We start from the raw sequence: 13,373 nt of genomic DNA on the forward strand, positions 1-13,373 counted from the left end.
TGAATTCTTGAAACCTAGATATAACAAGGCTTTCCCTCCTGCCTCCTGCCCTCTGCCTCCTGCCTCCTGCCCTCTGCCTCCTGCCTCCTGCTATAACAACTGACAACTAACAAAAAAATAGCCCCCTGAATTCAGGAGGCGAACCGCTAAAAGTGATATGTATTTATTACGGACAAGCGGGTGCTTGTCTATACTTTTAGCTGGCGACGTATTCTTTAACATTGGCGCGACGGCGACGTAAATGAGCAAGAGCTTGATGTTCCAGTTGACGAACTCGCTCACGGCTGAGGTTTAAACGTTCACCAACTTTCGCTAAGGACATTTCATTACCATCTTCCAAGCCAAAGCGCAATGCTAAAACTTCACGCTGTTGGGGTGTTAGTTCTGCTAACAGGTTATTCAGGTCTTGGCGCAAGAATTCCTGGGTAGTGTAATATTCTGGCGATGGTCCATCATCTTCCAGCATTTCTTGGAGTTCGGTATCTTGGTTATCACCAACCCGCACATCTAAGGATACTGGTTGACGCGCCATGTTCAGATATTCACGAATCTGAGCAGGTTCTAATTCCAGTTCTTTGGCGATTTCTGTAGGTGAAGGAGACCTTCCCAACTTTTGCGCCAACTCTCGCTGCACTTTTTTAATTTTGTTCAGCTTTTCGGTAATATGGATTGGTAAGCGGATTGTTCGGCCTTGTTGAGCGATCGCTCTTGTAATCGCTTGACGAATCCACCAGTACGCATAGGTCGAGAACTTATAACCCCGCATTGGGTCAAATTTCTCCACACCTCTTTCTAATCCCAATGTTCCTTCCTGGATTAAATCCAGAAATTCCATATTCCGCTTTTGATATTTTTTAGCAATAGCTACAACCAAACGCAAATTCGCTTCAATCATTTTTTGCTTGGCTCGCTTACCTTGCGCTACCGTATGCTTAACTTCCGTTTCCGATTGGTTAACATGGGCAGCCCATTCTGGTAAACTAGGTTCATGGTCTAGTTTTTTTGCTAAAACTTCTTTAGCATCCAACAGCGTCATCATTTGCTGTACCTGCTTCCCATACACAATCTCTTGTTCACGGGTTAGCAGTGGTACACGACCAATTTCTCGCAGATAGGTTCGCACCATATCAGCCGTGAATTTGGTATTCAGGTTTTCAGTTTGCGTGTTAACAGTAGGCATTGGTGCGTTATCCTCTACTCCCTAAACACAAAGAATTTTTTCTCAACTAGAGTAAATGGAAAAGGGTGGCATAAACATCACTCGACAGAGGTGAGCTACAATAAGCAATTAATTAATCTAGCTGTTGTCAAGACGGTATTAGCCTGGGATGGGTTTCCCTACCCTTCCTCAATTTTGGAAAATCTTAGAAGCACACTGGTTTGTTTTCAAGAATTCTTCTTTCCTTCAGTCGCTGACAGCAACTGTAAAACACGAAGTCAGTATGAGTATTACTTTTCAATGGTACGGCAAGTTTGGCAGATAGTAAAGAGAAGCAGATAAATCTTTCTATTATAAACCAAAGTGTGCTGTCTGTTAAAGCTGATTTTGAAGTTCCTTAAAAACGCTGACTATTTTTATAGTGACGCGAAAAACCCCTCTTCTGTTGCTTACAAGTAGCCGGATAACCGAACTTGTGAGGCTTCCCTGATGGAGGGATGTCACGAAATGGTAATTTGTCAGGAGTCAGGAGTCAGGAGTCAGGAGTCAGGAGTCAGGAGTCAGGAGTCAGGAGTCAGGAGTCAGGAGTCAGGAGTCAGGAGTCAGGAGTCAGGAGTCAGTAGTTAGTAGTTCAGCAGTTCAGTAGTTCAAAGAGAATGTAACCCTGTCAACTATCAACTATCAACTATCAACTATCAACTATCACTAAAAACCTAAGTCGGCTTTGGCTAGTTCTGCGGCTGCAAAAACTTCAGCATCTGACTTTTCTTCCCAAACTTGATCGCCAATTTCCCTATAAAAAGTTGAATCATAAGGACGGGTACGCACAACCACTGGCATAGGAACAGCATGACCTAATATTAACGCTTGTTGCTTGGAATCTAACTTAGCCAAGACTGAACGCAAAGCTCCTGCACCAGATACACCTGTAAAAATTGCATCAATATCTTTTTCGTCGTTAAGCAAAGCCGTGATGCGAGTACCAATTTGGGACATAACTTCATTATCTATCCCCGACGGACGTTGATCAACTACCAAAAGTGTTACGAAATATTTCCGCAGTTCTCTAGCTATAGTTCCAAAAATTGTACTTTGTACCACGGCTGGGTCAAGAAAGCGGTGTGCTTCCTCAATTGTAATCATTAATGGTGTTGGCCGATCTAGAGGATTTTTACTTTGCAGAAATCTATCTGCTCTTTTGACATAATGCTCGTGAATGCGTCTGGTGATCATATTAGTCACCAACATATAAGAGAGCATATTTGATTGGGAACCAAATTCCACAACCACATTTTTCCCAGCTTCTAAAGATTGTAAAATTTTATTAATATAGTTGAGGGGACTCACCGCCCGCATATATTTCAAACTATCTAAACGTAGTAGCTTGCGTTGTAAAGAAGTAATTGAACCTGGATGTCCTGGCTTGTCATCGCAAAAAAGCTTAATATCCTCACCTGTCATATTGAACAATTGAGTAATCCAAGATTTGCCCAATTCATTGCAGAGGATATTGGCGTTATCTAAAGCTGCATCTGAAAGTCCTAATTCTCTACCACATAGTTTAATATCTTCTACTTCTACTTGTTCATAGCTAAGATATATTTCTTGAGCATCTCTTACACCCCTACGCTTTGTTGATTCGGGGTCAAGGGTGTATACTTCGACTTGACCGGGAAATAATTGTTTTAAACCTTTGACGGTGTTAACTTCTTTACCTTCTGCGACTGCTTCCCAGCCATATTCTGAGTGCATATCAAATATCAAGTTAACAGCCGCACTTTTGCGAATTACACCAGCTAAAAGTAAGCGAGTCAGGAAAGATTTCCCAGTTCCAGATTTACCAAAAACGCCATTACTCCGTTCCACAAACCGATTTAAATCTATACAAATCGGCACATCCATATCTAAGGGTTTACCGATGGAGAAGTTTTTTCTGTGGGGGTCATCTTCCCAGCCAAATACTTTGCGGAAATCTTCTTCACTGGCTTCATACACTTGGCTAAAGTGACTAGGAATGGTTTTTACAGGTAGCAATTCCATCGTCGTGCTGGTTTGGGGTTTAAATGATGCTAAACCATTGGTAGATGGAATAAAGGGATTGAGTGATTTACCGTTGGTGGAGGAGAAAGATTCATTGGATTCTGGGGTAAACATCAACATTGGTGAGAGGTTGATCATCCCGTAAGTACCACTTCCGGCTAAAACTTCTCGCAAAAATGTATCTTCCCAACCGGGAGGGTTAGCAATAATTCGCGCGTTTGCTGCACCTAATGATACATCTGTCAGCATACAGAAAAAGCGCGATCGCACCCCTTGTACCACCAGAAATTTACCCACCCGCATATCTTCTACAGAAATATCCGGGTGTAATCTCACTTCTAAACCCCCAGTGAGGGAACCTTCAATAACTGAACCTAATGGTTGTCCTGAATTCATTTTATTTGTCAGAGAAGAGGGAACTCTTAACAGGGAACAGGTAATTGGTAATTGGTAAATTTCTTTCTGTCACCTGTCACCTGTCACCTGTCACCTATCATCTATCACCTAAATTAATCAATTTGAATCGAAGTTGGTGCATTTCCAGCCGGAGGTTGACCTGATAAGGGTTTTCTAAATTGGGCGTAAAGGCGATCGCGCCAGGTGAAAAATGGTTCATAATCAGGATTATCCGCTAAAATAGGCAACCCTTTACCTCTGAGAGACTCTGGTAAATCTAAATAAGGCCCTTGTGGAAATTTCAACAATATCGACAATCCAGCCACTGCTAAATCAGCTATTGTTGGTTCATCTCCCAACAGATAAGGACTATCTGATAATAATTCCGTCAGGATTTCCAAATCTTGTTTTAAACTAGCGATCGCCGAATTAATGACATCAGGACTAAAACCAACTCCCAAACCCAACACATTCAGAAAATCAGCAGGGACACCTTCAACCATACTTTTGAGAATATCTGGTGTCGAAACAGGTAATAAAGACTTGCGGAAATTTTGATCTTGACTAATTGCCGCAAATAGAGCTTTTCTACCCTTAACACCTATAGACTCATCCGCCCAATCTTCCATCAATAAAGCCGCAGCACGTTTTTTTGGATCTTTTGGAAATAGTGGGTTTTCAGGATATTCTGAGTCTAAATACTTAGCTATTTCTGTAGAATCTACAATATATCTATGGCCATCCTTCAACACAGGAACTTGTTTTTGGCCAGTCAAACGAAACAATTCAACTTGTCCAATCCCCGGCGTAACTTCAATTTTACGATACTCCAAACCTTTATAATCAAGGATTAGACGCACTTTCTCTGAATATTGAGATAGTTCCCACTGATATAGTTCCAGCATCTTCTATTCCTTGTCACTAACTTATTGATTGATTTTACAATTTTATCTTTAGTTTACGATCTCTTTTAGATAGATTGCTAAATAATGGACAAGTCTATTATTAAGTAGGCACGAAAAATCAAAAATCAGGGAAATACCATTTGTACAACTTAAAAGCATCACATCTATTCCCAGGGACATGATATCACCCGGTTACGCCCTTCATGTTTCGCTTGATAAAGCGCCCGGTCGGCTCGTTGAAGAATACTATCAATATTTTTATCTCCCGTCCTATAACTGGAAACACCAATACTGATTGTGATTGATACTTTTTGCTCTTCAAAAGTAATATATTGGTTTTTAATATTTTCTCTGATACCTTCAGCCATGATCATGGCTTCATCCATATCTGTTTCTGGCAATAACGCCACAAACTCTTCACCACCAAACCTACCAAAACAATCTGTACTCCGCAAATGATTGAGAACAGTTTTAGTCATAAAAATAATTACATCATCCCCTATACTATGCCCATAAGTATCATTAATTTTCTTAAAATGGTCAATATCTATTAAAAGTACAGCAAAAGAAATATTATGTAGCTGACTGCGCTTTATTTCTTCCTCGGCTATCATCAGCAGATAACGACGATTCCACACACCAGTTAAGGGGTCAGTATTAGCTAAAGTTTCTAATTGTTTGACTAATTCTACTTGTTCCTGCAATAAATTTTTCAATTTTTGCCGTGAATATTTTAACTCCAAGTGCATTCTCACACGAGCCAAAAGTTCCGCAGTATGAAACGGTTTAGCAACATAATCAACCGCTCCCTTTTGAAAAGCTTGAAGTAAATGCTCTTGCTCCTGACTAGCAGATATAAATATAATTGGAATTTCTGACAACTCTGGATTAGCTTGAATTTTTTCACATACTTCCAAACCATCCATTTCTGGCATCATTAAATCTAATAAAATTAAATCTGGGCGAGCAGATTGCACTCGTTCCAAGGCTTGATAACCATTAGAAGCAAATGTGTATTCATAGCCCACATTATCTAAAATCTTGGCAACAATTTGGAGATTTAATTTCACATCATCTACAACTAAAATCAAGCAATCTTCAGGTTTAAATAGTGACATACAAATATCCTATATTGATTATTAAAAAATGAATTATTATCATTTAATGTTTAACAGTTCACCTTAATTATTTTTTCGTACAATTGATATATTTAGTCAATAACAACAGCAAAACAACATCTCTGGAAACATCTAGAAAATAAATTATACAATCTTATGGTATTTTTAAAAGTCAACTATTTCTATGTATTGAGTAAATAATAACATCTTGAAAACATGGCGGAAAACCCTACTATCTCCATGCCAACACTCGTTTTCATGGATTTGTTAGACTGATGTCACCAGGATCTCTTCGGTCAGATATCTGAATCACGCCAGCAGACGAGGCTATTCATGCTTACAAATACCTTACTTCTCTCAAACCAACTACCCAGTCTACAATATTCATCAACCACAGAACGATTTGATGAAACTTGGGAAGCACCCCTGGCAACCCTTTTAGGGCTGGGACGTGCTGCAGGTGCAGACTTTATCGAATTCTTTTTAGAACGTCGTAACCACATTAGCTGCTTGGCAGAAGACGAAATCATCACCAGTATTTCACCTAGTTTAGCCACAGGTGCAGGAGTGAGAGTATTTCGAGGCAAGGCTGACTGTTACGTTAGCACCAATAACCTGACATTTGCCGGTTTAAAAGCAGCTTTAGAAAAAGGTCTTTCCATCCTGGGATTACAACTACCCGGACCGAGTGCTTTCATACCCGAAATCAACCTAGAATTACTTAGAGACTACGCCACCAAACGTGGTAAAGATGGCTGGCTACCTCTGTGCAGTTCTATCCGCGAAATGGGAGAAATCCTCCTTGATGGTACTGCCCAACTCCACAAAAAAGCTACTCACGTCCAATCTCGCCGTGCTACCTATTTCCGTGACTGGCAAGAAGTCTTAGTTGCTGCCAGTGATGGCACATTTGCCCGTGATATCCGCCTCACCCAGTCCGTCGGCTTTAATATTCTTTGCGCTGACGGTGCTAACCGCGCCTCCATAGGTGAACGTGCAGGTAACACCAGTGATGCTAACTTCCTGAGAACTTGGGATTATCAACAGGCATCCGAACAAATCGCCGAATCCGCAGGTAAAATGCTTTATGCAGATTACGTAGAATCAGGAACCTACCCCATTATTATGGCCAATCATTTTGGTGGTGTCATTTTCCATGAAGCCTGCGGACACCTGTTAGAAACTACCCAAATTGAACGCCAAACCACACCATTTGCGGATAAAAAAGGCGAAAAAATCGCCCATGAAAGTTTAACAGCATGGGATGAAGGACGCACTGATAATGCCTTCGGAACAATTGATATGGATGACGAAGGAATGCCAGCCCAAAGAACATTATTAATTGAAAAAGGCATTCTCAAAAACTTCCTAGCTGACAGAACCGGTTCAGTCCGCACCGGACACCCCAGAACAGGCAGCGGTCGCCGTCAAAATTACTCCTTTGCAGCTGCCAGTCGGATGCGAAATACCTATATTGATACAGGCAACTACAGCAACGAAGACTTATTTGCCTCCATTGATAAAGGTATTTATTGCAAAAAAATGGGTGGTGGTAGTGTCGGTGCAACAGGTCAATTTAACTTTAGCGTTGACGAAGCTTACTTAATAGAAAATGGCAAACTTACCAAACCACTAAAAGGCGCTACCCTCATCGGTGAAGCCAAGGAAATTATGAACAAAATTTCCATGTGTTCCCAAGATTTAGAATTAGCTCCCGGTTTTTGTGGTTCAGTCAGCGGCAGCATTTACACCACAGTTGGACAACCTCATATTAAGGTTGATTCCATTACAGTTGGTGGACGATAAAAACAACAAATAAAAATCATCAGATGCACACAGATAAACCATTCATATCATCTGCGTTTATCTGCGTCCATCTGCGGTCAAAAATCAGAAATTAATTGAATCATGTCTAACATCCAAGAAATCGCAACTTACGCCCAACAAAATGCCGCCAAATTAGGCATTCAAAAATTTGATATTTACGGTTCAACAGTAGACGACACCAGCGTTCAAGTTGACCAAGGGGAACCCAAACAAGTAAAAGCTTCAAATCGTTCCGGTGTCACAGTTCGGGTTTGGAATGAAGAAAATACAATGGGTGTCACTAGCACCACAGATGTAGATCCCAAAGGATTAGAATTAGCTTTACAAACTGCTTACGAAGCAAGTTTTTTTGGTGTAAAAGAAAATGTCCCAGAATTTAGTCCAGAAGCGACTATTCCCATCGAAAAAACCACCAAAGAAAAAGCCCCTCAAGCACCTGTTTCTGAACTGATTGAAAAACTATTAGTAGCAGAAAAAGAACTATTAGCGGCTCATCCTGCCATTAAAGGAGTTCCTTATAATGGTTTGGCACAAAGAGATATTGACCGCTTTTATCTCAACAGTGAAGGTGCTTTAAGAACAGAGTCTCATTCCCTAGCTTCCGTCTATCTTTATAGCAAAACTGAAGAAGAAGGTAAAAAACCTCGCAGTGCTGGTGCTTATCGAATTAAAGAAAATTTAGCTGATTTAGATATTGCTGGTTGTGTCAAAGAAACTGCCGATAAAACTATCAGCCATTTGAATTATGAAAAAATCAAAACTGGTAAATATCGAGTAGTTTTCTCTGCTGAAGCTTTCTTGAGTTTATTGGGTGCATTTTCTAACTTATTTAATGCCCAAAGTATTCTTGATAATCAAAGTTTATCCAAGGCTGATGATATCGGTAAAGAAATTGCTTCACCCTTACTTTCCGTTTATGATGATGCCCTACATCCCGCTAATATTGGTGCAGAAAGTTTTGATGGTGAAGGTACTCCTACCCGTCAGGTAAAGTTAATAGAAAAAGGCGTTTTAACCAGTTTTCTCCATAGTGCGGGAACAGCTAAAAGGTTAAATGCCCAACCTACAGGTAATGCAAGTATTGGTGCTAAGGTGAGCGTGGGTCCAAATTTTTATCATGTTTTTGCCGCAGGTACACCTGAACAAGAATTAAGCTTAGAAACTGCGGAAAATGTGATTTTAATTGATGATTTACAAGCTCTCCATGCGGGTGTTAAGGCTTTACAAGGTTCGTTTTCTTTGCCTTTTGATGGTTGGTTAGTTAACAAAGGTCAGAGAATTAGTATCGAATCGGCAACAGTAGCTGGTGATTTCTTGGAAGTTTTGAAATCAATTGTTTATGTAGAGAAAGAAGCAGAATTAACACCAGGAGGAGTTTGTCCTAGAGTTTGGGTGAGTGAACTTTCTATTACTGGAGAGTAAAGATAAGCTGTTGGTGGGCAATGCCCACCAATTACCCATTACCACGTTAATAGTGAACTGTGCCATCAGGCATTACTGCACCACTCAAATTTGTATCCATCAAATTTGCACTACTAATTTCTGCTCTGATCAAATTTGCATTACTTAAATTAGCATTAGTTAAGTTGGTTCTAGCAAGATAAGCATCTACTAAATCTGCTTCTGTAAGGTTAGCTTCCCGTAGGTTAGCCCTACTTAAATCTGCTCTACTTAACCGGGCAGAACTCAAATTTGCTCTACTCATATTGGCTCTAGTTAGTTTAGTATCTGCCATAATTGCACCTTGTAAATTAGTATCTATAAGTTCGGCTTCACTGAGGTTTGATCTTTCCAACCTAGCATTCATTAAATTAGCACCGTTAAGATTAGCACCACTCAAATTAGTATCGCTTAAAGACGCATTGTATAAAATTGCTCCACTCAGATTAGCACCATGCAAATCAGCACCCCGCAAGCTTGACTCGCTTAAGTTAGCACCACTTAAATCAACTTTAGATAAATCTGCACCAGTCAAATCAGCACCCCGCAAGTCAGCTTTATGTAGTTTAGTACCGCGGAGAATGGCACAGTAAATCCTCTTTTCTTCCCGCAGGTTAGCACCACGCAAGCACGCACCTGTGAGGTTAGCACCGCTTAAATCGGCACCACGCAAATCCGCATTCATTAAGTTAGCATCTAGCATATCTGCTAATGTTAAATTGGCATTACGCAAATCTGTACCTTGTAAACTTGCTCCATGCAAATCGGCATCATGCAAATTGGCACTGATTAAACTAGCCTGATTTAAGTTTGCACCACTAAGGTTTGTAGAAATCAGATTTGCTTTATTCAGAATTGCCCGACTTAGATAGGTAAAAATTAGGATTGCATTACTCAAATCGGCTTTATTCAAGGTTATGCCAATCAAGTCTGCATCAAAAAGATTTACGCCATTTAAGTTGGCTTCGGTAAATTTTGTTTCTCCATCTGCATACCGTTTTAGAAGTTCATTGGCATCCATATTTTTCTGTTTGTAATTACTATAATTTTTCTAAAAATCCATGCTGAACAATGATCAGAAAGTGTCATTAGTTTTTTTCTTGAGCATATCTGGTGTAGGTGGTAATATCAGTTGACAGGTATTATTATTATCATCTACATCATTTTCATATATATCATCCATATCAGTCAGTGTGGGTTGATGAAGATCATTAATCAATGATTGAGTTCCTGGAAATGAATAGCTATTAATTTGTTGATATTGCTTTGCAGTGTTTGAAACATTGCTATAAAAGCTTTTCATGAATCGGATAATTGTACTGGCTGTTTGAGCATTTTCATCTTGATTTCCTAAAGAAATTACACTGTTATTTATTTTCAATTCAAGTTCTATGATTGTTGAACAAGAATCAAATAATTTCTCTAATAAACTATCCAGTTCTATGGCTCGGAGTTTTAACCAGTCTTCTGTTTTAAAAGTAAATCTATGATATAGTGCAGAGAATATAACAATTTTAGCCCTCAGAGGGTTGGTATATGCCATAATATTTTGTCGTAAATCAAATTGATTATATTCATATTTGATTTGATAGTTGATTGATTGGTCTATGTAATTGTTATTGGATGATATTTGTTGCTGAGGTTGATGTGATATAATTTCTGTGGATTCCTGTTGATCAGATTGATTGAAGATGGTTTCTGTAGGTTTACTAATTGCCAGATATAATTTATCTATTTTATTCAAAATAATACTAGCAATGATAGCATATTCGGCTGGTTTATTAAGGCTGTTGACAATTTGAGATAAAGTATAATTTAAGTATTCTCTATTTGGATTTAAGCTGCATAATTCTTGAATTAATTCTTTGAATGTATATCTATCTAGCATTTCTTGATCATTTGCCCAAATATTTTTACAAGCACAGAATATTAATTTTTTAATGCGTTTGGAGTTTGGATCTTGTTCTAAATCTTGGGCTACTTCATCAAGGCTAGATAGAGAGTTCATCAGTAGGTCTCCGGGAAATGTATCAGCTAGAAATAAATTATAGCTGGATTTGCATTCCATTGGGTAACAAAAGTTTTATTTTGGTTCAGTAATAATGGGAGAAGCTGATTTTCATCTGGCTGTAATACTTTTCGGTGAATAATAGAAAATTTTTCAATCGGTGTGATGTTTATCAGGTTAAGGATCTTTTCTTTTTTTCTTACTAAGATTAGTACAGTCTGGCGTAAATAGAGCAATCATTTAAAATAGACGAAAACTTTATTCCATAAGATTTTTAGCTTTGCCTTGCGGTATTAGGGTGTAGGGAGTAAATAAAATTTTTTTGATTAAATCAACACCCTTCTTCACTTTTTGTGTTTAACCGTAATAACCCTTAAGTATGGGGATGAAATCTCAGTGAAAATGCTGTAATTATCTGGTTGAGTTGAGAATTGTTATATCAATGAGTTTAATTAAATCTTTGGCTCTTGCTTCTAACTCCTGTTTGTAAATTAATCCCTCTATCAAATTAGACTCAATTTCTTGATAACCAAATCTTGCCCCTAGCAGCGCACCTGCGACAGCAGCATTTGTATCTGCATCTCCTCCTTCTTGAATAATGGCGGTAATACCTTCTCTAAAATTGGCAGCATGAAGTAAAGCCCAAAAACCAGCACCCAAAGTTTTTAATGTGTAACTTAAACTATAACTCTCGTTAGCATTCAAGCCTTCGTCTAAGTCTAAATAATCTAAGGAATCTGCTTTAGCTTTTGCAAAATAATCCTCTATTTCTGGATGGAATGACTTGACATCATATTCTATTTGGTCAACCAATAAATTTATATCTTCTACACTTTGTAGTAGGTGACTAATTGCTAAAGAGACTGCTATACAAGAACCTATACACCTGGGGTCAGCATGGGTAATTTTGCATATATTCTCAGCGTTAATACGAACTTTTTCTTGGTTAAAATATTCCCAAATACCTAATACTGAAGTTCGCATTACTCCACCATTGGCTGCTGTTTGGCGATTTTTAGACTCCCAATATTCTTCTGCTATCCGATGAGGAGCTAATAAAAATTCTGGATCATTGACAATTTTATAAACTGTACCACCAATTCCAAAACCATCTGTGATTGCCCAATTTTGAAACCGAGTGGCAATATCTTGAATATCAACTTGTTGATGGGTTAATAAACTATCAAGAATACAAAGCATTTGGTCTGTATCATCAGTCCAGTCTCCTGGTTGCCATCTCCAATCTTCAAGTTGTTCAAATTTATTAGTAATTCTCGAAAAATATCTAATTTGTGAGTATTCTGTTAATCCATGAGGGTATGTAAATTTTACTTCAGAACGAGATAGAAACTCTGTTCCAAATCCCAGTGCGTCACCAATGGCTTGACCAAATAAAACTCCTCGAATTTTATCAGCAATTATGGGATCCATATTAAGCCCTTCCACTACCAATGAAATACAAAAGTGCCATTCGTACAGCGACACCACTTGTTACTTGAGATTGAATTAAGCTAAATTCGGGATCATCCATTAAATCAGAACTAATTTCTACACCCCGATTCACGGGGCCTGGATGCAAAACTTTAACGTTGGGTTTACATAATTTCAGTTTGCTGCGGGTAATGCCAAATAGTTGATGATATTCTCTTAAGCTGGGTAATAGATGCGCTGTCATACGTTCTTTTTGTAAACGCAATGTCATGACAAAATCGGCGTTTTCTAAGGCTGGTTCTAGTTGCCAATGGGTAAATAAACGCTGAGAGTTTTCTGTGCATCCTAAATATTCAGCAAAAAATTTAGGTAGTAATGTGGGAGGTGCGGCTAGATGTACTTCTGCACCACTGGCAATTAAACTCCAAATATTAGAACGGGCTACGCGAGAATGAAGAATATCGCCAACAATGGCAATTTTTTTGCCTTGTAATAGTTCTATTCTAGGTTTTTCATGGTCAATTAGACTACAAATTGTAAATAAATCTAGTAATCCTTGGGATGGATGTTCATGTTGTCCATCACCTGCGTTGAGGACGCTGACTTTTACACCTAAACGATCCATTTCTTGGGCGATCGCATGGGGTACTCCTGCTTCTTTATGGCGAATTACCATAATATCTGTTCCCATGGCTAAATAGGTCTTTGCTGTATCCAGAATGGTTTCTCCCTTGGTCATGGAAGATGTAGCCGCAGCAAAATTTAATGTGTCTGCACTTAAGCGTTTAGCAGCTATCTCAAAACTACTACGGGTGCGCGTTGAAGGTTCAAAAAATAAGTTTGCTACCACTTGTCCCTGTAGAGTTGGGACTTTTTTGGTTCGGCGTGATAATACTTCTTGAAATGAAGCAGCGGTCTGTAAAACAGCGTTATATTCGCTAGTTGTGAAATCAGCGAGTGTTAAAATATGATGACGAGTCCAGGTGGTAGTAGACATAAAGACTTTGAATTTGAGATTTCCGATTTTATGTAATTGTGAATCAGTAATA

The 13,373-nt window shown here is 38.9% G+C and carries 10 protein-coding genes; 2 read left to right on the plus strand and 8 right to left on the minus strand.

Features of this window, described 5'->3' with window-relative positions; all coding sequences use genetic code 11:
• Positions 1–196 precede the first annotated feature (196 nt).
• From ACLLO5_RS12500 to ACLLO5_RS12515, 4 genes are all read right to left on the minus strand, one after another.
• Positions 197–1,180, minus strand: a complete 984-nt coding sequence (locus ACLLO5_RS12500) for an RNA polymerase sigma factor, RpoD/SigA family (protein ID WP_413175777.1) — start codon at positions 1,178–1,180, stop codon at positions 197–199.
• A 684-nt stretch (positions 1,181–1,864) separates the two neighbouring features.
• On the minus strand, positions 1,865–3,595 hold the full coding sequence (locus ACLLO5_RS12505; RefSeq protein WP_413175778.1) for a helicase HerA domain-containing protein: 1,731 nt from the start codon (positions 3,593–3,595) through the stop codon (positions 1,865–1,867).
• A 113-nt stretch (positions 3,596–3,708) separates the two neighbouring features.
• A complete protein-coding gene (locus ACLLO5_RS12510; protein ID WP_413175779.1) occupies positions 3,709–4,500 on the minus strand; it encodes a glutathione S-transferase family protein in 792 nt (263 codons plus the stop codon).
• 164 nt (positions 4,501–4,664) lie between these two features.
• The gene (locus ACLLO5_RS12515) at positions 4,665–5,618 is read right to left on the minus strand and encodes a diguanylate cyclase (RefSeq protein WP_413175780.1); all 954 of its coding nucleotides are present in this window, start codon (positions 5,616–5,618) and stop codon (positions 4,665–4,667) included.
• Between the two features lie 333 nt (positions 5,619–5,951).
• Between ACLLO5_RS12515 and ACLLO5_RS12520 the strand changes: the two genes are divergently transcribed.
• Together ACLLO5_RS12520 and ACLLO5_RS12525 are read left to right on the plus strand one after the other, a co-directional pair.
• Positions 5,952–7,424, plus strand: a complete 1,473-nt coding sequence (locus ACLLO5_RS12520; RefSeq protein WP_413175781.1) for a TldD/PmbA family protein — start codon at positions 5,952–5,954, stop codon at positions 7,422–7,424.
• 102 nt (positions 7,425–7,526) lie between these two features.
• Positions 7,527–8,867: a TldD/PmbA family protein gene (locus tag ACLLO5_RS12525; protein WP_413175782.1), complete on the plus strand. Its 1,341-nt coding sequence runs from the start codon at positions 7,527–7,529 to the stop codon at positions 8,865–8,867.
• Positions 8,868–8,913: 46 nt separating this feature from the next.
• Here the strand turns inward: ACLLO5_RS12525 and ACLLO5_RS12530 are convergent, their stop codons facing one another.
• The 4 genes from ACLLO5_RS12530 to ACLLO5_RS12545 all read right to left on the minus strand — a co-directional run bounded on the left by ACLLO5_RS12530 (position 8,914) and on the right by ACLLO5_RS12545 (position 13,321).
• Entirely contained in the window at positions 8,914–9,906 is a 993-nt protein-coding gene (locus tag ACLLO5_RS12530) for a pentapeptide repeat-containing protein (RefSeq protein ID WP_413175783.1), read from the minus strand.
• 54 nt (positions 9,907–9,960) lie between these two features.
• Entirely contained in the window at positions 9,961–10,893 is a 933-nt protein-coding gene (locus ACLLO5_RS12535) for a hypothetical protein (protein ID WP_413175784.1), read from the minus strand.
• Between the two features lie 411 nt (positions 10,894–11,304).
• The gene (locus ACLLO5_RS12540; protein WP_413175785.1) at positions 11,305–12,324 is read right to left on the minus strand and encodes an ADP-ribosylglycohydrolase family protein; all 1,020 of its coding nucleotides are present in this window, start codon (positions 12,322–12,324) and stop codon (positions 11,305–11,307) included.
• 1 nt (position 12,325) lies between these two features.
• Complete coding sequence (locus ACLLO5_RS12545) at positions 12,326–13,321, minus strand: aspartate carbamoyltransferase catalytic subunit (protein ID WP_413175786.1); 996 nt, start codon at positions 13,319–13,321, stop codon at positions 12,326–12,328.
• Positions 13,322–13,373 lie beyond the last annotated feature (52 nt).

The organism is Anabaena azotica SJ-1 (assembly GCF_047275885.1).
In the GTDB taxonomy this organism is placed as follows: Bacteria; Cyanobacteriota; Cyanobacteriia; order Cyanobacteriales; family Nostocaceae; genus Trichormus_B; species Trichormus_B azotica_A.